Origin of the sequence: Paraburkholderia lacunae (assembly GCF_003353175.1) — a bacterium.
Classification (GTDB): Bacteria; Pseudomonadota; Gammaproteobacteria; order Burkholderiales; family Burkholderiaceae; genus Paraburkholderia; species Paraburkholderia lacunae.
Genome location: NZ_QHKS01000022.1, coordinates 1 through 23,803, shown reverse-complemented (window position 1 = coordinate 23,803; position 23,803 = coordinate 1). Strand labels below are relative to the sequence as shown.

Genomic DNA, 23,803 nt, shown 5'->3' with positions numbered 1-23,803 from the left:
GGGCCTGTCGATTACCGTGTTTACGGTTTTGATGCGCGATGGGTGGAGAGAGGGAAAACCCTTGTGTATTTATTTGTCTGATTTTTAGCCTGCACGGCGCTTCTGGTTGGTTGTGGTCTGTGCAGTGCACACCTGCGCCTGCGGCGTTCGCTTTTGATTTCTGATTGGTTTCCTGGCGTTGCCGCCGGCACAGGGGCGCCGCTAATTAACTGATATAAAAATCAATGCGGAAGACGGTTAAAACCCGATATTGGATAAGCTCAAAACCGTCAAAACTCTAAAAGCAAAGAGCAGATGGAAACACGCCAACTCAACGCCGGCAAGGAATAGTGTCAATATTCCACAAAACGCCAATCAAATCCAAATCAGAAAAGCTAAATCCCCATCGCCTGGAAAATGCAAAAAACAACACATTTTTCCACCTAACCCCAACAGCATAAAAATCCTAATCTCCGCAAAAAAACGCATAAAAACGTTTTCAGCTATAGTCGCGATTTTCCAGTCGCCAGCAGGGCACAAAGAACCCCTTTCAGGGATGGACAAAACCGGCCTGTCACCAGGAGTACCGAAAAATATGAACGCCCGCGAACCTGCCTTCATTTCCGCGTCCCGCAGCGCGCGCCTGCGCCAGATGCTGGTCAGCAATGAACTCGAATTCATGATGGAGGCCCACAATGGCCTTTCTGCTCGCATCGTCCGGGAAGCCGGCTTCAAAGCAATCTGGGGTTCGGGTCTCGCCATCTCCGCGCAATTCGGGGTGCGCGACAACAACGAAGCCAGCTGGACGCAAGTCGTCGATACCCTCGAATTCATGGCCGACGCCAGCGATCTGCCGATCCTCCTCGATGGCGATACCGGCTACGGCAACTTCAACAATGTGCGCCGCCTCGTGCGCAAACTCGAACAGCGCGGCATCGCCGGCGTCTGTATCGAAGACAAGCAATTCCCGAAAACCAATAGCTTCATCAACGGCGAACGCCAGCCGCTCGCCGATATGGATGAGTTCTGCGGCAAGATCAAAGCCGGTAAAGACTCGCAGTCGGATGAAAACTTCTCGATCGTCGCCCGCGTCGAAGCGCTCATCGCCGGCTGGGGCATGGACGAAGCGCTGCGCCGGGCAGAGGCCTATCGGCAAGCAGGCGCCGACGCGATCCTGATCCACAGCAAGCTCTCGCGCCCCGACGAAATCCTCGAATTCGCGCGCGAGTGGGCCGGCCGCGCACCGCTCGTGATCGTGCCGACCAAGTACTACAGCACCCCCACCGAAGTGTTCCGCGAAGCGGGCATCAGCACGGTGATCTGGGCGAATCATCTGATCCGCGCGGCCACCTCGGCGATGCAGGCGGTCGCCAAAGAGATTCACAGCAGCGAAACGCTCGTCAATGTCGAAGACAGCATCGCCGCCGTCAACGAAATCTTCCGTCTGCAAGACGCCGACGAATACTCGGAAGCCGAAGACCGCTATCTGTCGGGCGGACGCACGGCCGGCGCGGCGGTGGTGCTGGCGGCAAGCCGCGGCGCGGGACTCGAAGCCGTCACCGAAGATCGTCCGAAAGTCATGCTGCCGATCGCGGGCAAGCCGCTCCTGCGCTGGCTGGTCGATGCCTTCAAGAAGCAGGGCGTCAACGACATCACCGTGGTCGGCGGTTATCGCGCCGATGCCATCGATACCGCCGGCATCAAGCTGGTTGTCAACGAACGTCATGCGCAAACCGGCGAACTCGCGTCGCTCGCCTGCGCGATCGGCGGCGTCGCGGGCGACACCGTCGTCTCGTACGGCGACCTGCTGTTCCGCAGCTACATCCTGCGCGATCTGGTGGAGAGCGAAGCGGCGTTCAGCGTGGTGGTCGATTCGTCGCTGACGGATGCGGAGAACGCCAGCGTGCGCGACTTCGCGTGGTGCTCGGCAGCCGACGATCGCGGCCTGTTCGGCAACAAGGTCACGCTGCGTCACGTGTCGAGCGGGCAGGACGCCGCGTCGGCGATCGCTACGCCAACGCCGCATGGCCGCTGGGTCGGTCTGCTGAACGTGCGCGGTGAAGGCCGCGAGCGTCTGCAAGCCGTACTCGCCACGCTGCAGGCGCGTTCCGATTTCGATTCGCTCGACATGCCCGCGCTGCTGAACGCGCTGATCGAAGCAGGCGAATCGATCGAAGTGCAATACGTGCACGGTCACTGGCGCGGTGTGAACGATCTGGAAGACTTCCGCCGCGCCGGCGATTTCGCCCATGCGCAAGCGCCGTTCGCGGCAGCGGCCGGCATCGGCAACAAGGCCGTGGACGCAGCCAGTGGAGCCGCACAATGATCGAGGCCGCACAATTCGTCGAGGCGGCGCGCGAGCGCGGCTTCGACTGGTATGCAGGGGTGCCGTGTTCGTACCTGACGCCCTTCATCAACTACGTGTTGCAGGACGAGTCGCTGCACTACGTCTCGGCGGCCAATGAAGGCGACGCGGTCGCGTTGATCGCCGGCGTTACGCTCGGCGCGCAAAACGGCCGGCGCGGCATCACGATGATGCAGAACTCCGGGCTCGGCAACGCGGTGAGCCCGTTGACGTCGCTGACGTGGACCTTCCGTCTGCCGCAATTGCTGATCGTCACGTGGCGCGGCCAACCGGGCGTCGCCGACGAGCCGCAGCATGCGCTGATGGGGCCGGTCACGCCCGCTATGCTCGAGACGATGGAGATTCCGTGGGAAACCTTCCCCACCGAAGCAGGGGCAATCGGCCCAGCGCTCGATCGCGCCATCGCTCACATGGACGAAACCGGCCGTCCGTACGCGCTCGTCATGCAAAAGGGCAGCGTGGCGCCCTACGAACTGAAAGAGCGCAACCTAGGCGCGCGCCGCGTACCGGCGGCGCCGCGTTCGCAATTCACGAACGCCGCGGCGAGCGACTTGCCGTCGCGTCACGACGCGTTGCGCAAAGTCATCGCGCACACGCCGCTCGAATCGACGGTGGTGCTTGCGTCGACGGGCTTTTGCGGCCGCGAACTCTATGCGATCGACGACCGTCCGAACCAGTTGTACATGGTCGGCTCGATGGGTTGCGTGACGCCGTTCGCGCTGGGTCTCGCGCTGGCGCGCCCCGACCTGCACGTCGTCGCGCTCGACGGCGACGGCGCCGCGCTGATGCGCATGGGCGCGTTCGCGACGCTCGGCGCATATGGTCCGGCGAATCTCACGCACGTGCTGTTCGATAACGGCGCGCACGACTCGACCGGCGGTCAGGCGACGGTGTCGCCGCAAGTGTCGTTTGCGGGTGTCGCCGCGGCCTGCGGTTATGCGTCGGCGGTTGAAAGCGACAACCTCGACGTGCTCGACGCGTTGTTCGAAGCGGCGCCGCTCGACGGCCCGCGCTTCGCGCGTCTCGCGATCCGCCGCGGCACGCCGGATGGCCTGCCGCGTCCCACTATCACCCCGCCCGATGTGAAAGCGCGCCTGATGCGCCACATCGGCGCCGCTCAAGGAGTGCGCTAATGCTGCTGCTCAATCCCGGCCCGGTGACGCTCACCGAACGCGTCCGCAACAGTCTGCTGCAAATGGATCTGTGCCATCGCGAAAGCGAGTTTTTCGACTTGCAGGAAGAAGCGCGCACGCGCCTCGTCGATCTCTACGAGCTCGACGCCGCAGAGTGGCAAGCGGTGCTGATGACCGGCTCCGGCACCGCGGCCGTGGAAAGCATGACCGCCGCGCTGGTGCCGCGCAACGGCAAGCTGCTGGTGATCGAAAACGGCGTGTACGGCGAGCGCATTTCGCAGATCGCCACGCAGTACGGCATGGCGCACGAGTCGCTGAAACACGACTGGATGCAGGCGCCGGATCTCGCGAAGATCGCCGAACGCCTCGACGCGGACCGGGCGTTCACGCACGTCGCCGTAATTCATCATGAAACGACGACCGGCCGCCTGAACGATCTGCCGGCGCTCGGCGCACTGTGCCGCGAGCGCGGCCTGCGCTTGCTGGTGGACGGCGTCAGCAGCTTTGGCGCGGAAGCGATCGATTTCGCGGACAGCAGTCTCGACGCCGTCGCCGCAACCGCGAACAAGTGCCTGCACGGCGTGCCGGGCGCGTCGTTCGTGCTGGTGCGGCGCGCGGCGCTCGCGCAAGCGGCGAGCCGCACGTATTACCTGGATCTCGGCCGTATGGCGCGCTTGCAGGATCAGCGCAACACGCCGTTCACGCCGTCGGTCCATGCGTACTACGCGCTGGTCGAAGCGCTGCGCGAAATCGCCGACGAAGGCGGCTGGCGCGCGCGTCATGCGCGTTATGCCGCGCTCGCCGAGCAGGCGCGCGCGGGTCTGGCTGAAAGGGGCATCGGCAGTGTGTTGCCGCCGGAGCAATCGTCGGTGGTGCTGCGGGCCTATCGCTTGCCGGACGGCGTGCCGTATCCGCGCTTGCACGACGCATTGAAAGCGCGCGGTTTCGTCATCTATGCCGGTCAGGGCGGCCTGTCGGCCGAACTGTTCCGCATCTCGACGATGGGCAACATTCACGCGGCCGATATCGACCGCCTGCTGCAAGGCTTTACCGAACTCACGCGCTGAGCGTCGGGCCGGCGTTCATGACGGTGTTCATGACAACGTTCATGAGCGCGCGGTCTCACACCGGATCCTTGTCCGGCGGTCCCTCCGGCCGCTGCGGTTCCTCGGTGTGATGACCGGGCGACGGCGGCACCAGCGGATCGCCTTCCGGGTCGCGGGTCGGATCGGCGTGCGGATCGGGAATCGGACTGGTATGCATGTCGTAGCTCATTGCATCACCTTGAAGTAGGGAAGTGGGCCGATACGGCCGGCGGCGGTTGGGTACGCGCCTGCCGTTCTTTTCAAGCGTAGGCGATTCGACACGCGCCGGGCGGCTACTTTTTCGGCCGGCGGCAGACGCTGAGTTGCCAGTAACGTTCGGTGGCAAAAACGTCCTCGTAGTTGCCCGCGCCGAAGGCGCGCAGCTGGCTTTCGTACGCGTTGACGGCTTCGCGTTTGAGCAGCGCCTGGCGCTCCGGATCGATCGTGTGATGCGCGCTCGGATGCGCCGGCGTCGCGACGATGCCGCGCCGCGCCAGATCGGCGAGCCGCGCCTGCACGACGCCGGGCGTGCGCCGGTGGATCGCTTCCTCGTAGCCGAACCACGTGAGATGCGACAGGCGCGGCAGGATTTCGCAGCAGGCTTCGTACACCCGCTGGTGGTCGGCGTGCTTCAGGCCGAGCGGCATTAGCAGCGTGTTAGCGGTTGAGCGGTAGATGATTTCTTCGAGCGCCGCCTCCAGCGTGGCGATCGACGGCGAGTCGAGGTACTGGCCGTCGCGAAACGGCATGCGCAACGGAATTGCGTCGAGCACCTCGAGCGCGCGGTTGTCTTCGAGCGTGCGTGCGTGGACTGCCTGATGGGCGTCCGTGAATCCCGACTTTTCATCCCATTCGGTATGCATTGCCTGCTCGGGCGGGGCGGCGAATACCGTGCAGACCGCGGCATCGGGATGCGCGGCGAGTAGTGCGCCGCAACTGAACACGGCGTCGTTGAAATGGGGCGAGACGATGAAAAGGCGCGGGCTGGTTTCGCTCATGGATAGGGTGGTGGTGTGGGCGCGCGGGCCGCATTCGACGCCTGGGCGTTGCGCTCGAAATCGCGGTGTCACATCAGCTTAGGCTGAATCGAAACGGCTTGCGTGAAAGTCTTGGCGTGCAAGCGGCATGCCCGGCCGCGGCGATCCGGCACTTGTCTCCCGCAGACGCTCACCGTTGCGGTTTTCAGGTTTCCCGAACTTCCTCACCGTCAAACGGCGTTTGCGGGCGCGTGGCGCGCAGGTTCGTTCGTGCGGCTCATGTGGCTCCGTGTGGGTTTGGGCGCGGTGCTCTCAGCCGTTCGCCAGTTGCGCCGCGCGGCTGAAGGCCGTCACGATCGTCGCCTCGATGTCGGCGCGCAAGCGGGCGTCGGCGGTTCGCAGCGCATACGCCGGGTGATAGGTCGGCACGACCAGGCGCCCGCCGTGGAAGATCGTCTGGCCAAGGTATTCGGATAGATTGGTGTGCGCGCCGGTCAGCGCCTTCAGCGCGGTCGCGCCGAGCGTGACGACGACGCGCGGCGCGATCCGCGTGAGTTCTCTTTCGAGCCAATACTGGCAAGCTTCGACTTCGCGCCGCGCAGGGGTACGGTGGACGCGCTGCTGGTCGATCAATTCCCACTTGTAATGCTTGACGGCATAGGTCAGATACAGCGCTGCGCGTTCGACGCCCGCGCGCGCGAGCACGGTGTCCAGCAACTGGCCGGCCGGTCCGGTGAAGGGTTCGCCTTGCCGGTCTTCGTGCTCGCCGGGCTGCTCGCCGACCACCATGATTGCCGCATCCGCCGCCCCGGCGCCTGCAACCGCGTGTGTCGCATTGCGCCATAAAGCGCACCGCCTGCAGGTGGCGAGTGGCCCGCGAGGTTCGAGCAACGGCGGCGTCAGCGCCGAATACTCGACCGGGGGCGTGTCCGGTACCGTAATAGGGGCGCTTTGTGCGCCAAGACGGCTGCGCGCCCGTGCGAGATGCGCGGGTAACGGCGGACCTGCCGGCGGCGTTCGCCAGTAGCGCAGCGGCACGGGGGACGGCGCCGCATTGAAGGCGCTTGCGTAATACGCGAGCCAGAGCGCTTCAGTGGGCTCGCTCGTGATGGCTTCGCCGGTCATGGCGCTCGCGGCTGACGCCTGAGCTGACACCTGATCCGGCACCTGATCCGACACAGACACCTGAGCGGCGTATTCGGCCTCGTCTGGGAGCGGCTGCCCGATGCGCAGCAGCATTCCGTTCCAGAATGCCGCGCCGTGCGGGGTGATCAGCGTCCACGTGGAAGCGCCCATGCGAGGGGCGAACCGCGCGGCGGCGCGCTCCAGCACATCATGATGCGGCTCGTACCAGCCGACGAACTCAGGCGGACCCATCGACGGATCGCGCCGCCTGAACAGCGTAAGTGTGAGCAGGTCGTCCGTTTCGTGCTCGACGTCCCGGATGCGCTGATTGAGCAGCGCGCCGTCGGCGTCGTTGAGATCGAGGACGTTGCGCTCGCCGCGCGTCCAACGCCACAGGACGCGATACAGCAGCGCCCAGCGGTCCGGCGCCCGAAAGCAGCCCGCCGTTTTCAGCCAGGCGAGCAGTTCGCGAGGAATTGCGGGGACGGCTGCGGCAGTGCTGGAGGGGCCCGACATGTTTGAGGTGTCAATGGTGCCGGAATCGGCTCCAGTTCCGATAGCCGCCGGAGAGCGCACACCATGTACGATGGCAACATCCCCGACGGCAACATCAAGTCCCTTCTGTTCGGGCGCCGCAGCGCGGTCAGATTCGATCCACTCGATCTGCCCAGGCTCGACACCTTGCCGCAGCAGCGTTCGCGCGGTGCGCCGCCATGCGGCAAAAGACGGTTCAATCGGAATGCGTTTCATGCTGACGCGCCGTGGATGGGCGCATCACGTCATGCGCTGATCCATCCGGCCAAAATACTGTATGGATATACAGTATCCGCCTAAACGTACGCCTCGCGCAAGCGTGCCGCCCGGGAGCCCGCGTCGAGAGCGCTAGACGCGGCGCAAATCCTCCGGCGTATCCACATCGCGCAGCATTCCCGGGTCGTCGATATCCAGCCGTGTCACATGCTGCGACATCAGCAGCGAGCGCGCGCCGGTGTCGCCGTCGAGCATCATCAAAGCTTCGCGATGTTCGACGCCGAAGCCAACCGGATGGCCGCGCTGTCCCTGATAAAACGGCGCGACCAGCGAAGCGCCGCCATCGAGCGCGCGGGCCACAGCTTCGATCGTCGTAACGGCGATGCGCGGCATGTCGGCGAGCGCGACGATCCAGCCTTCGGCGTCCTCGCTGGCCTCGATGCCGGCGGCGAGGCTCGCGCCCATGCCGCGCCGTGCTTCGGCGGCAAACATCACGTCGCAACCGGCGTCGTTCAGCAAGCGCGCGAGTGCGTCCGAGCCCGGCCGCACCACGGCCAACACCCGCGTGACGACCCTCAGCAGCCGATGCGCGGCTTCCTGGGCGACCGGCATGCCGTCGGGCATTCGCGCAAGCAGTTTGTTGTGCAGGCCGTCCGGGTCGAAGCGCGACCCGGAGCCGGCGGCGAGCAGCACGCCTGTGGCGAGCGAGGCGTAGGCCATGGGCGACACCGGTAGAAAGGATGAAGTCGATTGTGCGATGCAACGCACATACAGGCAAGCGTGAATGCGACCATCAACGCCAACGCCAACGCCAACGCCACGGCTCTTCCGTTCGGAGGGGGAAGCGGGTCCATTCATGAAACCCACGCGCCGCACGTCATACACGCCGACCACGCGCCGCACGCGGATCGTGTCGAGTTCCGCATCGACGTGCACCTCGACGACCACCGCTGAAGCGCCTTCTTTCTGGCTGCAAAAAGAAAGCCTGTTTTGCGCCAGATGAGGAGTTGGCGGCTTCAGCCCACTTCACACATCGGCCCAGCGGCGCAGCAGATTGTGATAAATCCCGGTGAGACTGACCACCGTCGCATCGTTTGAACCTTTCTCCGCGGCAAGGCGCTGCACGTCGTTGTCGAGTTGAAACAGCAGTGCGCGCTCGCCGTCGTCACGCACCATGCTCTGAATCCAGAAGAACGACGCGACCCGCACGCCGCGCGTCACCGGACTCACGTGATGCAGACTCGAAGCGGGGTAGAGCACCATGTCGCCGGCCGGCAGCTTCGCGCGATGCACGCCGAAGGTGTCTTCGATGCAAAGCTCGCCGCCGTCGTAGGTGTCCGGCTCGGCGAGAAACAGCGTGGCGGACAGATCGCTGCGAATGCGAAAGTCGGTGCCGCGCAACTGGCGGATCGCGTTGTCGACATGGGTGCCGAAGCCGTCGCCGCCTGCGTAGCGGTTAAAGAGCGGCGGAAACACCTTGAGCGGCAATGCCGCGGAAAAGAAGCGTGGATTGCGGCCCAGTGCGTCCTGAATCGCGTCGCCCGCCGCGCGCGCGGCGGGCGATCCTTCGGGCAATTGCTGGTTGCGCTTGGCCTGCGCCGACTGTTCGCCGGAGGTCGCATTGCCGTCGATCCATTGCGCCGCGTCGAGGACCTCACGGCATTGCGCGACCTGCTGTTTGCTGAGCACGCCTTGCAGATGCAGCATCATGCGCGCGACTCCTGCGCCGGGATCATCGCCGGGCTGATATCGTCAGCCAGTGCGCGAAACGCACTGACCGGCGACTCGGCGAGCCACGCCCGCATCTTCGCGACGAATGCCGCGGTCGCCGTATGCGGCACGCACCGCAACCAGCCCAGCGCGACCTCGATTTCGCCGCGCTCGGCGAGCAGGCGCGCGTAGTTGAACTGACCGCGGAAATCGCCGCCTTGCGCCGCACGCCGGTAATAGTCGAGTGCGATGTTGGCATCCGCATCGACTTCCCAACCGTCCTCATAGAAGCTGCCAATGAAATTGATCGACTTCACGTGACCCAGATCGGCGGCGCGCCGAAACCATTGCAGCGCCTCTGCGCGATCGCACTCGATGCCGTTGCCGAGCGCCAGCGCCGACGCATAGTTGTACATGCCCCAATCGAGCCCGGACTGCGCCGCGAGCCGATACCAGTACACCGCCACCGGCGCGCATGCGGCGGTTCCCCAGCCGTGTTCGTAGCAACGGCCCAACATGTTCATCGCCATCGGATGATCCCGCCTGGCCGCATGCCTGAACCACGTCAACGCCTCTGCGGCATCGCGTTCGACACCGTGACCGTCGAGCAGATACTGGCCATATACCGCCTGCGCTTCGACGATGCCGTTATGCGCAGCCGCCGCCACCCATACGGCGGCCTGGGCGGGCGGACCGGAAAGAATCGCGGCGAGTTCGTCATGCGACACGCTCGCCAGCGCTTTCACGCTTACGTGTTCCATCTCGCCGTGCTCAGTAGTGCGCGTTGAGCGTCAGGAACGCGGAACGTCCCGGCGCGATCGACGCGTAATGCGCCGGATACGCCTGGTCGAAATACGTGCGATTGAAGATGTTCTGCACATTCAGTTGCAGATCGGCTTTCTTGCTGATCCGGTACGTCGCCATGCCGTCGAAGCGCCAGTACGACGGCACCGCGCGCAGATTCGCCGTGTCGCCGTACACCTGCGACATGTAGAACGCGCCGGCGCCGATCGTGAACTTCGGCAGCACGTCGTAGTTGGTCCACAGGCTGATGCTGTTCTTCGGCGTGTTCGGGAACTGGTGGCCGTTGTCCGGGGTGGTCCGGCCGTTGTCGCGCAACTCGCTCTTCATATAGGTATAGCCGCCGAACACTTGCCACTGGCTGGTCAACTGGCCGGCCACGCCGAATTCGAAACCCTGCACGCGTTTGTTGCCGACCATCGCGTATTCGTTGTTCGGCAGCGTGACGCGCGCGTTGGTCGTGTCGATCTGGAACAGGGCGCCCGTCAGCGACAGGTGGTTGTTCAGCACACTCCATTTGGTGCCGATTTCATAGCTGCGGTTCTTTTCCGGCGCGAGCTGAGCGGCGTTCGCACCGACGCCGCCGCGGCCCGGCGTCAGCGACTGGGTTTCGCTGCCTTGACCGAGGAGCGAGCCGGCCGGCGTCGACGAGGTCGCGATCGACGCATAGAGGCTGCCGTTCGAAGCCGGTTTGAAGACGAGGCCGAACTGGTAGTTGAACAGCGTGTCGTCGCGCGACACGCGCTTGCCGCCGCTGGCCACGGTGTTGCGGAAGTTCGTCGAGTAATCGTCGACGCGCAGGCCGACGTTGGCTTGCCAGCGCCTCGTGAACTCGATCGTGTCGAACGCGTACAGCGATTTGGTGACCGTGCGCTGCTCGCTCGGATCGTTCGCCTGGCTAACCGATCCGGCCCACGGGTCGTTCGGATTCGGCGACCACAGGCTCGTGCAGTTGTAGCCCGACGCCGCGCCGATGCCCTTGGTCTGGCAGATCTTGCCGGTCGCGGCGGCCACCTTGTACGAATCGTTCACGCTGGTTTCGCGCGACAACTCGAGTCCGGTGGTGAAGCCGTGCTTCAGGAAGCCGGTCTTGAACTCGCCGAACAGTTCGGTCTGGTTCGCGAGGCTGTAGACGTCGCTCGCACGCGTATTCGCGCGGCGCCACACCTTGCCGTTGACCACGTTGCCCTGGCTGTCGTCCGGCTGGGTCCAGACGTAGTCCTGCGTCGATTTGGTATAGCGCGTGGTATTGCGAATCGTCAGGTTGCTGTCGATGTCGTGCTCGATGCGCACTGTGCCTACGTCCGAGGCCGTCTTGCGGAAGTCGCGGTCGATCAGGCCGTAGAAGTTGTGACGGTCCACGTTGGCCGGATAGATCGTGTTGACGTTGGCCGGCTTGTTGATGGTCGTGTAGAAGTACGGAATGCCGCTGTCGGGCAGGTCGTCGGTCGACAGGTGGTAGTAGCTGGCCGTCACGCGGGTCGGCGTGCCGAGGCCGTACGTGAACGACGGCGCGATGCCCCAGCGCCCGTTGTTGACCGCGTCGCGGCCGGCCACGTCGTTGTTGTGGCTCATCACGTTCAGGCGGAAGGCCGCGTGATCGGCCATTTGCCAGTTACCGTCGGCGGTGAAGCGGCGGTAACGGTCGGTGCCGAGGCCCGCACTGCCGGCGGCGGAGTTGCCCAGATGCGGGGTCTTGCTGATCAGGTTGACGCTGCCGCCAGCTCCGCCGCGGCCGCCGTACGCGCCGTCGGAACCCTTGGTTACCTCGACGCTTTCGATGTTGAACACTTCGCGGGTGGTCGCGCCGATGTCGCGCAGGCCGTCGACGAAAGTGCTGCCCTGCGCGTCGTAGCCGCGGATGAACGGCCGGTCGCCGAGCGGATTGCCGCCTTCGCCGGCGCCGAAGGTAATGCCCGGCACGGTGCGCAGCGCTTCGGTCAGCGTCGAGGCGCCGGTGCTCTGGATCAACTCCTGCGGAATCACGGTCACCGATTTCGGCGTATCGACCAGCGGCGCAGTGAATTTGACCGACGCCGAGTGGTCGGTCTTGAAGCCGTCGTCAGCCTGGCCTTGCACGGTGATCGGCGCCAGCTGGCCTTCCTTGTCGGGCGCCGGCGTGCCGGCGGAGCCCTGGGCGAGGGCGGGGCCGGCAGCCAGCATGCTGCACAGCGTCGTGCTGATTTTGCCGAACCGGGGTTCGTCGGACCGCAACTTCATCTTCATATTTATCCCTCGTCGTGAATCTGATGACCGGGCGGACATCGCAATCCTTACCCGGATATTTCATGTTCATTACAAAACATTTGTGGTGCGCATTCTATTCAGCTTGAGTGTAATTGAGAAGCATTCTCAATAATAGGCTATAAGGTGCGGTGGGAGTTTTACGAGGGGTTAGGGTGAAATTTCCGAAAAATGGCCGAACTTATCGGGATAAAGAGCGACTTTGATGGCTGGGTCGGGTTACCGGGAGCGGCTTTCGATCTCGGCTCGCAGGACCCTTTACGACGTTTTGGGCGCGCGGGTAGTCCGCCAAAAGTCTGAACCGCGGGCCGTCGACTTCTCTTTGGCCTTGCTTCGGCTTCTCTTCGGCTTTTCGTCAGCTTCTCGCCGACTTCTTACAGTTCGGCCAGCTCCGCCAGCGTGGCGCGCAACCACACGAGCGCCGGATCCGCCTGGTTGCGCGGATGCCAAGCCGCATACAGCGTGAAGCCGCGTGCTTCGAACGGCAGCGCAAAAGCGTCGAGCAGATCGGGATAACGCGCGGCGAAGCGCGACGGCAGCGTCGACACGTAGTTGGTTTTCGACAGCAACTCGGGCACCAGCGTGAAATGCTGGACCGATAGCGCGACGCGCCGTTCGCGGCCGAGCGCGTCGAGATGCTCGTCGCGTTGATCGCACGGCGGCTTAATCGCGGCGGCACAAAAAACGGCCTTGCTCTTGATTCAGCAAGGCCGTTTTCCATTGGCGCATACCCGCCAAACGATCGATCAACCGATCAATCGATGCCGTGAAATACCGCGTCGTCCGGACCGAGATAGGCGGGCGGGCGCCATGCGGCGTCGCGCATCGAATGCTGGACCAGTTTTTCCACGCCCAGCAGTACCGCGAAGATCGCCATCCGCACCGGAATGCCGTTATCGGTTTGCCGGAAAATCGCCAGCCGCGAATCGTGATTCAGATCGACGCTCAGATCGTTCGCACCCGGTCGGCTGTCGCGCGGCAGCGGGTGCATGATCAAGGTGTCGCTGCCGCACACGCTATCCACCAGCGCCTGATTGATCTGGAAGTCGGGCGTGTAGCCTTCGAACGATTCGTCGGTGAAGCGCTCTTTCTGGATGCGCGTGGCGTACACCACGTCCGCGCCGCGCAGCCCGGCGGTGAGATCGTGGGTCTGCTCGATTACGTGATCGTTGCGCGAGATCTGCTCGATGATGTAGCCCGGCATTTCGAGCATCGGCGGCGAGATCAGCGTGAACTTGATGCCGCGATAGAGCGCCAGCAGCTTGACCAGCGAATGCACGGTGCGCCCGTACTTCAGGTCGCCGACCAGTGCGATATGCGCACCGTCGACGATCTTGCCCAGGCGCGAGAATTCCCGCTGGATCGTGTACAGGTCGAGCAGCGCCTGGCTCGGATGCTCGCCGGGACCGTCACCGCCGTTGATCACCGGCACGTTGGTCGCCCGCGCGAATTCAGCCACCGAGCCTTGCTCCGGATGGCGGATCACCAGTGCATCCACGTAGCCGCTCATCACGCGGCTGGTGTCGTAGATCGACTCGCCCTTGGCCATCGACGAAAACGTGAAGCCGGTGGTGTCGCACACCGAGCCGCCCAGCCGGCAGAACGCCGCACCGAAGCTGACGCGTGTCCGTGTACTGGCTTCGAAAAACAGATTGCCGAGCACCGCGCCTTCGAGCACGCGGGAGATTTTCCGGCGCCGCGCGATCGGCTGCATGATGTCGGCGACGCGAAACAGCGCCTCGACCGAATCGCGCGAGAACTGGTCGACCGACAGCAGTTGCGGCTTGCCCTCGAACAGCATCTGGCTCGCAAGCGACTGTGTGTCTACGCTTTGCGTACGCTTCTCGCCCGGCTCGCCGTGCACGACGATTTCCGACACGAAACGCTCGACGATCTCCGGCATCGCCCGCGATTCCTGCGAGTCGTCCGGCAGCAGCCACGTGTCGAGCGCCCGGCGCGACACGCCGATACGGCTCGCAAAGGTGTCGCGGGTCATGTTCAGGCGACGCATCGCGTCGCGGAGGAAGGCTTGTTGCGGGACGCTCATGCGCTCACCTGTCGAGAGTGGAGTTCGTACCGGGTCATGTACGCGTTGCGTATATTAATTTGCTCGGCGTAGAAGTCAAGTAATTTTGAGATGGGCTTTGTCAAACGGCGCCCGAGCCGGTTACACTGCGCTTCATGCATACCGGCCAAACGCTCCGACTCCGCTCGTCACGCACCGCACGTTTCGTTCTTGCGAACGTCGTCGTGATCGCACGCGCGGGTTGCGCGAGCGTTAGCGCCAAAGCCAAAAAACAGCCGCTCATCTGACCGGAGCACGCTGTTCCGTCAGATGTGCGACGGAACAGCCGGTCAACGCCCGCCTTCGGCATTACCTGTTTTTCCTTCCTCGCACGCTCTACGGAATCGATACGGTCGCGTTCGAGGTAAAGACATGTCTATTTTTTCGGGTATCTGGATTCCGCTCATCACACCGTTCGCCGACGGCGAAGTCGATCACGCGGCGCTGCGAGGTTTAGTGCGCCGCTATGCCGAGGCCGGCGTGGCCGGTCTGGTCGCGCTCGGCACGACCGGCGAACCGGCCGCGCTCGACGCCGCGGAACAGGACGCCGTGCTGGCGACCATTCTCGACGAAGCGCGGGCCATGGCCGGCCGCAGCGGGGATGCGCAAGCGCTGCCGGTGCTGGTCGGCGTATCCGGCAATCACACGGCGAGCATGCGCGAGCGCATCGTGCAACTTAATTCGTTGCCGATCGCCGGTGTGCTGATGGCCGCGCCGTACTACATCCGGCCTTCGCAAGCGGGTATCGTCGGCCATTTCACGAGGCTCGCCGACGCCAGCGAAAAGCCGGTCGTGCTGTACGACATTCCCTATCGAACCGGCGTGCGGCTCGAACTCGATACGCTGCTCACGCTCGCCGCGCATCCGCAGATTCAGGCGGTGAAGGATTGCGCCGGTTCGCTCGACATCACGCTCGCGCTGATTCGCGACGGCCGCTTGCAGGTGCTCACCGGCGAAGATGTCAATATCTTCAACACCTTGTGCCTCGGCGGAAGCGGGGCAATCGCGGCGTCCGCGCATCTGCGGCCCGAACGGTTTGTGGCGTTATATCGTGCGCTCGCGGCGGGCCGGCTCGAAGAAGGGCGGCGCATTTTTCACGCGCTCGCACCGCTGATTCAGGCGCTGTTTGCTGAACCGAATCCGGGACCGGTGAAGGCGCTGCTGGCTGCGCATGGCCTGATCCGCAACGAACTGCGCATGCCGATGACGCGCGCCGGCGCTGCGCTGGTCGAGCGGCTCAGGGAGCTGGACGGGCTTGCTCGACACGAGCCGGACGCCATCGCCGCGGCGTGAAGAGCGGCTACGCTGTGATACGGGATTGCAAACGGATCTGACGCCGACTGTTCATACGGCGGCCATTCTTCCTCTAAGCAGGTCGCTGAAGGCGTCGGCGGTAAGCGGCCTGCCGAGCAGGAAGCCCTGCATTTCGTCGCACCTCATCGCCTTGAGCATATCGCGTTGCGATTCGGTCTCGACGCCTTCGGCCACCACGTCCATCTCCAGCGAGTGCGCGAGCGCGATGATCGCCGAAATGATCGCGTGGCCTTCCGCGCCATGTTCGTCGAGACCATTGGTGAAGAAACGGTCGATCTTCAGCTGCTTGACGCGAAAGCGTTGCAGATAGGCGAGGCTGGAGTAGCCGGTGCCGAAGTCGTCGATGGCGATTTCAAAGCCGCTTGCCTGGAACGCGCGAATCATTTCGATGGTTTTCGGCGCATCCTGCATCGCGACGGACTCGGTGATTTCGAACATGATCTGTTCGCATCGCACGCCTTCGGCCCGCACGATCTCCAGCATCTTCGCGACCAGGTTCGGTTGCGACAACTGACGCGGCGACAGATTGATCGCGACTTTCATCGGCGGCAAACCTTCCGCGCTCCAGCGGCGGATCTGCCGGCAGGTGTCGCGCAAGACCCAGTAGCCGATCTGCAGGATCTGGCCCGAGCGCTCGGCAATCGGAATGAACTCCAGCGGCGCGAGTGTGCCGAGCTCGGCGTGATGCAGACGGATCAGCGCTTCGGCGCCCGCCAGCGAGTCGCCGTTGCCGGCGAACTTGGGCTGGAAGTGCAGCGAGAAATGTCCGGCGGCGAGTGCTTCGTGCAAGGCGTGCTGGATTTGCAGCGTGCGCGTCGCGGCCTCGTTCATGCTTCGTTCGAAGAAGCGATAAGTGCTGCGCCCGGCGCGTTTTGCTTCGTACATGGCTGCGTCGGCATGTTTCAGCAGGGTGTCAACGGTATTGCCGTCGTGCGGACAGAGCGCGATGCCGATGCTCGGCATCACCTGCAACGGCTGCGCATCCGCCCACACGCCTTGGCGCATCCGTTCGAGCACACCTTCGGCCATCAGGGCGGCCTCCTCGCGTGAAGCGAGGTTCTCGCACAGCACGACGAATTCGTCGCCGCCCAGCCGCGCCACCGTGTCGTTCTCGCGTACGCACAGCAGGAGGCGCTGCGCGAATGCGGACAGCACTTCGTCGCCGGCCGAGTGGCCAAGCGAATCGTTGATGGTCTTGAAACCGTCGAGATCCATGAACAGGATCGCGAACAGCGAGTGCTGACGGCGCGAACGGTGAATCGCGTGTTCGATGCGCTCGGTCAGCGTGTTGCGGTTCGGCAAGCCGGTCAGTGTGTCGAGCGTCGCGAGGCGCATGATCTGGCTGTTCAGACTCGACACCGCACCGGTCAGGAAGGTGGTGCGCGCATCGAAACGCGACAGCAGCAGCGTGCCGAGCAGAATCGCAAACGTGAACAGGATCACCGAGGTCGCGAGCCACGCGGCGCTGACCCCTTTGGCCGCGCCGCACACGGAGCCGGGTGGGAACTCGGCGGCGGCCATGCCGGCGTAATGCATGCCGCTGATCGCGACGCCCATCACCAGCGCCGCGCCGAAACGCTGGCGCAACACGTGGCGCTTGTCGTCGTCGCTGAGCGCGTGCGCGATCCACAGCGCGGCGGTCGACGCGCCGATCGCAATGACAATCGAGGCGGCCAGCCACGCTGGTTGATAGCGGATGCCGGGTTCCATCCGCAGTGCCGCCATGCCGGTGTAGTGCATGCCGGCAATGCCGAGCCCCATCAGCACGCCGCCGCTCACGAGCCGAGCCGCCGTCAGCCGCGCCTGAGTCGTCACGAACAGTGCCAGATACGACGTGCCGATCGCGAGGCCCAGCGAATAGGCGGTTGTCGCGAAGTCGTAGCCGAGCGGAATCGGCAGCGAGAATGCCAGCATCGCAACGAAGTGCATCGACCAGATGCCGACGCCGAGCGCCATGGCGCCCCCCAGCCGCCATGCGTGGCGCAGACGGGGCGAGGCGAGCAGGAAGATGCGTCCGGTCAGGTCGAGCGCCGTATATGACGCTAGCGTTGCGACGACGAACGATATTGCCACCAGCCAAAAATTGTAAGAGCTCAGCATGTCAAGTCCAACCACGAAAGGGAAGCGGCTTAACTGGTTATCGACTGATGGTGGGGTTTATTTAATTGATTTTCATTATCCTGGCCATAGTCAGTGGCTGGAACCGGTGGTCTCCTGCACGGCCGTGGCTTGCGCGAGTTCAAGCTCGAGCCCTTCGTCGAGCCAGCCCGTGATGCCGCCGATCATCAGCTTGACCGGGCGCCCCAATTGCGCGAAGCGCCGCGCGCGGCGCCGTTACAGTGCGGACCGGCGCAGTGGGTGTAGCGCTCCAACGGAAGTCATTAGCGGAATTTACGAACTTCAACAGCATGTGAGTTCGATACTTGGGACAGATTGGGCAGCCGACAAGATCAGTATTAACAATGTCCCGCCATTGGAGGAGGCAGGGGCAACGAGGCTAATGCGCCTCCACCGATCAACGCACTCGCCCGATTCGGTTTGCCGGAGGAGGACATCGCGCGCGTCGTCCTATTTCTCGCGACCTTGGACGCACAGTTCGTGACAGGCTACAGCTTTACGCCGGATGGCGGATCGATCATCGACAGCGCACGGTGAACCGGAAGAGAGCGGACGTCAGGAAGCACATCGCCGGATAAGGCGTCAGCAAATAACCAGTTACAACCAAACGACGTGCTGGCGACAAGCACTGTTTTCATTCGCCTTGAGGCTGAGAGAGTCGCGTAAGGCATCTGCGAATCGCTGAAGCGCCTGCAGCGAGCCAGACACGCTGTGATATTCCTCACGGCCGATTCGTCCGTCCAGCATCACGAGCATGCCGGAATTTCGGGCCATTTCAAGGATGTCCATCTCATCCACTCCTTTCAATTATTAGCGACGATGATTTATGCCGCCATCAAGCAGGAACGCATGGTCGGCTGCGTTGGGCGAGGAGGGAATACTCGCCACTCACCATCAGGATGTCTAAAGAAAAAGATTATCTTCTGCTGCGTTGTTGAAATCAGCTCCGCCCGGACGCATTGAAGGTTCGGATTGTCGTGTCGAGTCAATTTCACCGACGTATTAATCCCTGGTGCAAACCATTTTTTTACCTGACCTCGGAGCGATTGACTGATCCTCGCTAGGTCTTCGCCATTGTGCGGCGACGGGGAGGTTACCTGGCACTCGCTTTGGCGCTCGAGCAACGCGTAGGACGGCGACATTTCAATGCCTCCAGCTGCACAGACCGACTGCCGACTCAAAAGCGCTGCGACCTAATTGTCAGTGCAATATGACCAAAAATATCCTGTTATTTGACCTAAGATTAGTGTGTGTGTGACCTAAAATCAAGGCGGAAAAGAGAGTGAAAACACCTATCTGTCTGACGTGAAGCGATGGGGTGCGTTGCAGACCAAATAGGGCGCTGAGGCCCACTGGTAGCGCCGACCACGACTGGAGAGTTTGCCGGAATTCCCTATCCGCGATCGATTTGGCCCTTTCATTGCGTGTCAGCGTTGCAAAACGCCGCCACGTAGAGCGAGTCCAACAACGTCACTGCAGGAAATTTCCGTTACCCGGTGCGTTGACCTACAATAAATTCAAAGTATTTCCTTTGTTGGAGGAGCTAGCATGCCTAGCATGATGATGTTGCCAGTGGTGCCGACGCCCGCTGACGTCAATCTCACCGCGCCCGATATCACGCGAGGGCAGCGGAGCAAGGGGGAGCTTCGTCTCGCCGAGATTGTGCGTGCCGCCAGAGAGGTTTTCGAAGAGGATGGGTACGCGACGTTTTCGGCACGCCGTGTGGCTGCGCGAGTTGGAATTACGCTAGGAAATCTGCAGTACTATTTTCGAACCAAGGAAGAATTGCTGCGAGTGACTCTCGAATCGGGCATGCGCGAGACGCTGGAGCGCTACGCGGAGTTGATCAATAGGCAGGGGGAAAATGCTTCGAGTCGCTACTCAGCGTTAGCGGAGCGTATCTTCCTTGATATCTACGAGACCAAGCTGACGAGTTTCCTCATTGAAGCGTGGGCATTCGGGCATCGCGAATCCTATGCCGCGGAATTGATGGGTGACATTTATTCGCAGTATCTCGATGCTATCGCCGGCCTCATCAAGCAAATCGATCGAACGTTGACAAAAGACGAATGCCATGTGCGCGCGTTTGCACTTGCTGCTCTGGCGGGCGGCATGATGCTATTCCAGCGCGAAGGCGGGGAGTCCGAGAAGGATAACGCCGCATTCGCGCGCGCCGCAAAGCGCTACATGCGGAAGATCGCCGGACTCTCGGGTAAGCAGCCTCTCGCAGGAAACCACGCTGGGCTTGACGACCTTGACGCAGTCAAAAAAATGCGATCCTACCGTGCAGGGACAGGACCGTCGCACGCCGCAGTATTCGGGTCCGATATCTACGTGCTGCAAGGTCGCCTCGAATTGGCTGTGCACCGCAAGGGCAAAGATGCCCTCTATAGCAGACCAACAATGCAGGCGAAGCGCCGAGAGACGAAGATCAATGAGATCGTGACTACGGCTGCCAATGTATTCGCATCCGAGGGTTATGCGAACTTTACTCAAGCGCGCATCGCCCGCGAGCTGGGGTTGCTGCCGTCAGCACTGCAGCACTATTTCCCGACACGTGAGGATCTTTTCAACTTCACGGTGACTACTCTCATGAACACGTATCTCGAGCGATACGCAGACATGGGAAGGCCAAGTGACAAACCGCCATTGCAACGGCTTTGCGAGTTGATCGAGGATGTATTCGAGGAGAATTCCGATCCACGTGTCAGCCGTTTTTGGCTCGAGATGTTATCGGTTACGGGGCGTTCTGAAATTACTCGAGACCTGCTGAAGAGGGCGTATTTCGCGTATCGTGCGATCTACGTGGATTTGGTGCGCGAAATTGATCGAGCGGCTACGGCGCGCGAATGTCTGTCGCGTGCGACGCTCATCGTGACGCAACTCGAAGGCTTGTTGATTTTCATCGGGCGTGGCAGTCTCCGAATGCCTAACCTTGATGATGTGTTCGAACTGATCAAGGCGACCGCAATCGACATCGCGCAAGGCAGTCGTCGCCAGAAGGAGGCAAGCTAGCCTTGAGGGGCAACGCCGGGGTATGGGCCGCCGAGGCTGAGAGAGTTCTCCTTTCTTGTGCCCGGCTGGCTGTAGCGTAGAACGGCACTGTCACGATTGCCTTCCGGTTCCAGCTCAGCCTGCCCGACATCGAAGAGCTGCTGTTCGAGCGCGGCGTGACGGTCAGCTACGAGACGATTCGCCGCTGGTGCGAGAAGTTCGGCGCCGCGCCGATCCCGATGTGGAAACAACTGACTGGAGAGCCCGTCGCGGGAAAACTGCACACCGGATTCGGAGGGAGGGGACGGCGATCGCCGTTTCCTACCCCTATCCGTTGAGGAGATGCGGACAATCCTGAACAAAAGCGAGCGCCCTGCGCGCGTGTCGCAATTCGCTGTATCCACGTCGCTTTGCCGCAAATGCCCGGTGTCGTTCCTGCCGTAATGCTGGGGTCGGTCCAACAAGTCATTCCTTACAGCTCGATCTTTGCTATCCGGAGGAACGGACTGGGCAGGCGGCGTCTAGACGCTACCCGATCCGGTCTCATGCCCATGCCCAGACACATCACCATCCGCGGTGGGTTGGCCGCGACGATCGCCGGTTACACGCTATTGCTGATTCTGGTCATCGTGGCCGGCATTGGCGGCCTTTACGACAGCAGCACTGCGTTGCGTGACATGTATCAAGACGACACCGCCGCGCTGTTGCACCTGAAAACGAGTTCCGAACGTCTTCTGCTGTTGCGCGGCGGTCTCGGCGAAACGGAGCAGATTATCAGTGCCGGCAAGCCGGCGAAGTCTGCAATCGTGCAACTGCATGCTCTGCTCGGCGCGAGCAACCGGGAATTGGACGCTTACCGGACACTGCACGTGCCGGACAGCACGGAACAGCCGCTGCTCGATGCAATGCAGGCCAAGCGACAACAGCTTCTCAATCAGGTCTTTGAGCTTGCGCTGAAACAGCTCGACGACGACAACCTTGTCGATTTCCTCACGACGCAGCGGGAGGCGCCGGCGGCCCTCTTTGCCGACTATCAAGCCGCGCTTACAGCGCTCGAAGACTATCAGGTCAAACGTGAGAAGGCGCGCTTCGAGCGCGCCGAGGCGCGCCTTCGCATCATATCGTGGGCGCTCGGGATAACCGGCGGGGTGGCGCTCCTGATCGGTGCGCTGGCGCAGCGCACCCTCGCGCGGGCAATCGTAGAGCCGATCAACTTGGCGGTTGATCATTTCAGCCGCATCGCGGACGGTGATCTGACCAGCGTGATCGCCGTGCAGCGCCACAACGAGATGAGTTATTTGCTCGACGCGCTGAAAAGCATGCAGAACAGCCTTGTACAGACGGTTCAGAAGGTTCGCGCGAGCACCGAGGCCATCGTGCACGATGCGCATGCCATTGCGAGCGGCAACCTGGATCTGTCGGTGCGCACCGAGCAACAGGCGGCCTCGCTTCAGCAGGCGGCAGCCAGCATGGAACAGTTGACCGCCACCGTTCGTCAGAACGCCGACAACGCGCGCCGTGCCGCCGAACTTGCCACGGGCGCCTCGGATATCGCCGCGCGTGGTGGCCAGGTGGTGAACCAGGTTGTGGCAACAATGGATGCAATCTCGGGAAGCTCGAATCGGATCGTCGGCATCGTGGGGGTAATCGAAGGCATTGCGTTCCAGACAAACATTCTGGCGTTGAATGCGGCTGTCGAAGCGGCTCGTGCAGGCGAACAGGGGCGCGGCTTCGCGGTGGTCGCCGCCGAGGTGCGCAACCTCGCACAGCGCTCCGCGGCGGCAGCCAAAGAAATCAACGAACTGATTGGCGACTCGACCGTCAAGGTCAAGGACGGCAGCACGCTCGTCGCCCACGCTGGCGCCACGATGGACGAAGTGGTGCTGGCCGTCAGGCGCGTGACCGCCATCATGGCCGAGATCAGTCTCGCCTCGAGCGAACAGACGGTCGGCATTGAACTCGTCAACACGAGCGTGACGCAGATGGAGGAGATGACACAGCAGAATTCCGCACTGGTCGAAGAAGCGTCGGCTGCTGCAGTTTCACTCAAAGAGCAGAGCCGGGAGTTGAACGACGCGGTGGCCGTGTTCCGCTTAAAGGAGGGTGCCGCGGTGGTGTAGAGGGTTTTTGTCCGACGCTTCAATAGCCTGGCCAAAGGCCCGGTATTGCCGGTGCGACTTGGTGCGGACCTTGTCCGTTACTTCACCGTATTCGGTCAGCAGTCCGCGCGGACTGTTGATCTGCGTGGGACGGCACTTCAGCAGAAGCGCCAAGCCGCTACTGCAAGCGGCTCTCCACGCGACAACCGCCCGATTTTGCACAACCCGGACGATTGTCCCAAATCACGGATTTCATGGAGGTCCTGAAAACGCCATTGGTACTTGTTTGGGAGCGGGTGACGCAAATGCGGAAATTCCGTGCAGACATGTGCTAAACGCGATCTCTGACAGCGGCGAAATCTTTCTTCGCAAAGTCGACACGTTCGAAGACCATTCGATTCGTTGAAGTGCAGCGTCGTCGGTTGTAAACGACAGCAACGTGTATTTGCATCGGACATGCGTACCTGTGCGAGCCGTTTGGCGCGAGCTAAACGGCCCCCTTCATTGGACATGCTGCCGGACGCGATCGTCCATGTTTTGCTCACACCTGCGGCCTCTTCCCGCTTTCGGACTTGAGCAGACGTTCCAACTGCGAGGCGACAAAGCGAGTCGTCGATTGCCTCCGCGAGGACTTGTGTTTTTCCGTCACTAACCGTTATCAAAACGCACTTTCAGGGCGCTCAGCCCATCGCTTGGCGGCGGTATCCCATGCCGATGCCGTTTTCTTTCTATCGGCGGATTTTGGGCTTTGCTGTACTGGCGCCTAACGTCACTTCCCACGCAAAGGCAATCAGNGATCTGTTCAAGATCGGCATCGGCCCGTCGAGTTCGCACACGGTCGGTCCGATGATCGCTGCATGCCGCTTCGCCTCGCATATTGAAGATGCGAATCTGCTGGGCTTCGTGCGCCGCGTCAAGGTCGAGCTGTTCGGCTCGCTCGGCGCCACCGGCAAGGGGCACGGCACCGACAAAGCGGTGCTGCTCGGCCTCGAAGGCAATCTGCCCGACCGGATCGATCCGGACCTGATCGAGCCGCGTCTTCAG

20 protein-coding genes and 2 pseudogenes are annotated in these 23,803 nt (G+C 62.6%); 10 read left to right on the top strand and 12 right to left on the bottom strand.

Features of this window, described 5'->3' with window-relative positions; genetic code table 11:
- The first annotated feature begins 574 nt into the window (after window positions 1-574).
- Genes aepX through DLM46_RS27755 form a run of 3 tightly spaced genes read left to right on the top strand, consistent with a single transcriptional unit; the run spans window position 575 to window position 4,544 of the window.
- Window positions 575-2,305, top strand: coding sequence for a phosphoenolpyruvate mutase (gene aepX, locus DLM46_RS27765; RefSeq protein ID WP_115105642.1), 1,731 nt, complete (start codon window positions 575-577; stop codon window positions 2,303-2,305).
- A complete protein-coding gene (aepY, locus tag DLM46_RS27760; RefSeq protein WP_115105641.1) occupies window positions 2,302-3,477 on the top strand; it encodes a phosphonopyruvate decarboxylase in 1,176 nt (391 codons plus the stop codon). Before aepX ends, aepY begins: the two co-directional genes overlap by 4 nt.
- Window positions 3,477-4,544, top strand: coding sequence for a 2-aminoethylphosphonate aminotransferase (locus DLM46_RS27755; protein ID WP_115105640.1), 1,068 nt, complete (start codon window positions 3,477-3,479; stop codon window positions 4,542-4,544). The genes aepY and DLM46_RS27755 overlap by 1 nt, the downstream gene beginning before the upstream one ends.
- Before the next feature lie 55 nt (window positions 4,545-4,599).
- Here DLM46_RS27755 and DLM46_RS39645 read toward each other — a convergent pair whose 3' ends face one another.
- From DLM46_RS39645 to DLM46_RS27745, 3 genes are all read right to left on the bottom strand, one after another.
- Window positions 4,600-4,752 (bottom strand): hypothetical protein, encoded by a 153-nt coding sequence (locus tag DLM46_RS39645; RefSeq protein WP_165848071.1) that lies wholly within the window; start codon window positions 4,750-4,752, stop codon window positions 4,600-4,602.
- 103 nt (window positions 4,753-4,855) lie between these two features.
- A complete protein-coding gene (locus DLM46_RS27750; RefSeq protein ID WP_115105639.1) occupies window positions 4,856-5,560 on the bottom strand; it encodes a PIG-L family deacetylase in 705 nt (234 codons plus the stop codon).
- A gap of 291 nt (window positions 5,561-5,851) precedes the next feature.
- Window positions 5,852-7,354, bottom strand: coding sequence for a UdgX family uracil-DNA binding protein (locus DLM46_RS27745; protein WP_425274021.1), 1,503 nt, complete (start codon window positions 7,352-7,354; stop codon window positions 5,852-5,854).
- Here DLM46_RS27745 and DLM46_RS40555 point away from each other — a divergent pair.
- Complete coding sequence (locus DLM46_RS40555) at window positions 7,244-7,498, top strand: hypothetical protein (protein WP_244306392.1); 255 nt, start codon at window positions 7,244-7,246, stop codon at window positions 7,496-7,498. The two genes, DLM46_RS27745 and DLM46_RS40555, sit on opposite strands and share 111 nt — an antisense overlap.
- A gap of 48 nt (window positions 7,499-7,546) precedes the next feature.
- Here the strand turns inward: DLM46_RS40555 and DLM46_RS27740 are convergent, their stop codons facing one another.
- Window positions 7,547-8,134: a nucleotidyltransferase family protein gene (locus DLM46_RS27740; protein ID WP_115105879.1), complete on the bottom strand. Its 588-nt coding sequence runs from the start codon at window positions 8,132-8,134 to the stop codon at window positions 7,547-7,549.
- Between the two features lie 60 nt (window positions 8,135-8,194).
- On the opposite strand from DLM46_RS27740, the gene DLM46_RS39640 reads away from it, so the two are divergent.
- The gene (locus DLM46_RS39640; RefSeq protein WP_165848070.1) at window positions 8,195-8,368 is read left to right on the top strand and encodes a hypothetical protein; all 174 of its coding nucleotides are present in this window, start codon (window positions 8,195-8,197) and stop codon (window positions 8,366-8,368) included.
- Between the two features lie 72 nt (window positions 8,369-8,440).
- On the opposite strand, the gene DLM46_RS27735 is transcribed toward DLM46_RS39640, so the two are convergent.
- From DLM46_RS27735 to DLM46_RS27715, 5 genes are all read right to left on the bottom strand, one after another.
- On the bottom strand, window positions 8,441-9,124 hold the full coding sequence (locus tag DLM46_RS27735) for a Fe2+-dependent dioxygenase (protein ID WP_115105637.1): 684 nt from the start codon (window positions 9,122-9,124) through the stop codon (window positions 8,441-8,443).
- Window positions 9,121-9,885, bottom strand: a complete 765-nt coding sequence (locus DLM46_RS27730; RefSeq protein ID WP_115105636.1) for a tetratricopeptide repeat protein — start codon at window positions 9,883-9,885, stop codon at window positions 9,121-9,123. The genes DLM46_RS27735 and DLM46_RS27730 overlap by 4 nt, the downstream gene beginning before the upstream one ends.
- A 10-nt stretch (window positions 9,886-9,895) precedes the next feature.
- Window positions 9,896-12,145: a TonB-dependent receptor gene (locus tag DLM46_RS27725; protein WP_115105877.1), complete on the bottom strand. Its 2,250-nt coding sequence runs from the start codon at window positions 12,143-12,145 to the stop codon at window positions 9,896-9,898.
- 398 nt (window positions 12,146-12,543) lie between these two features.
- A complete protein-coding gene (locus DLM46_RS40550; protein ID WP_341868608.1) occupies window positions 12,544-12,837 on the bottom strand; it encodes a LysR substrate-binding domain-containing protein in 294 nt (97 codons plus the stop codon).
- Between the two features lie 86 nt (window positions 12,838-12,923).
- Window positions 12,924-14,216, bottom strand: coding sequence for an aspartate carbamoyltransferase (locus tag DLM46_RS27715; protein ID WP_115105634.1), 1,293 nt, complete (start codon window positions 14,214-14,216; stop codon window positions 12,924-12,926).
- Window positions 14,217-14,606: 390 nt separating this feature from the next.
- On the opposite strand from DLM46_RS27715, the gene dapA reads away from it, so the two are divergent.
- Window positions 14,607-15,527, top strand: coding sequence for a 4-hydroxy-tetrahydrodipicolinate synthase (dapA, locus tag DLM46_RS27710; RefSeq protein WP_115105633.1), 921 nt, complete (start codon window positions 14,607-14,609; stop codon window positions 15,525-15,527).
- Between the two features lie 51 nt (window positions 15,528-15,578).
- On the opposite strand, the gene DLM46_RS27705 is transcribed toward dapA, so the two are convergent.
- The 3 genes and pseudogenes from DLM46_RS27705 to DLM46_RS27695 all read right to left on the bottom strand — a co-directional run bounded on the left by DLM46_RS27705 (window position 15,579) and on the right by DLM46_RS27695 (window position 18,455).
- Window positions 15,579-17,648, bottom strand: a complete 2,070-nt coding sequence (locus DLM46_RS27705; RefSeq protein ID WP_115105632.1) for a putative bifunctional diguanylate cyclase/phosphodiesterase — start codon at window positions 17,646-17,648, stop codon at window positions 15,579-15,581.
- Window positions 17,649-17,738: 90 nt separating this feature from the next.
- Window positions 17,739-17,908 (bottom strand): annotated as a pseudogene (locus tag DLM46_RS41435) (rhodanese-like domain-containing protein); the annotation flags it as partial.
- 355 nt (window positions 17,909-18,263) lie between these two features.
- The gene (locus tag DLM46_RS27695) at window positions 18,264-18,455 is read right to left on the bottom strand and encodes a hypothetical protein (RefSeq protein WP_115105631.1); all 192 of its coding nucleotides are present in this window, start codon (window positions 18,453-18,455) and stop codon (window positions 18,264-18,266) included.
- Between the two features lie 759 nt (window positions 18,456-19,214).
- Between DLM46_RS27695 and DLM46_RS27690 the strand changes: the two genes are divergently transcribed.
- From DLM46_RS27690 to DLM46_RS27675, 4 genes and pseudogenes are all read left to right on the top strand, one after another.
- Window positions 19,215-20,681, top strand: a complete 1,467-nt coding sequence (locus tag DLM46_RS27690; protein WP_115105630.1) for a TetR/AcrR family transcriptional regulator — start codon at window positions 19,215-19,217, stop codon at window positions 20,679-20,681.
- 101 nt (window positions 20,682-20,782) lie between these two features.
- A pseudogene (locus DLM46_RS27685) lies at window positions 20,783-20,887 on the top strand (IS6 family transposase); the annotation flags it as partial.
- Window positions 20,888-21,211: 324 nt separating this feature from the next.
- Entirely contained in the window at window positions 21,212-22,780 is a 1,569-nt protein-coding gene (locus tag DLM46_RS27680; RefSeq protein ID WP_115105629.1) for a methyl-accepting chemotaxis protein, read from the top strand.
- Between the two features lie 693 nt (window positions 22,781-23,473).
- Window positions 23,474-23,803 (top strand): serine dehydratase beta chain (locus tag DLM46_RS27675; RefSeq protein ID WP_279635235.1); only part of this gene is annotated, 330 nt, incomplete at its 3' end.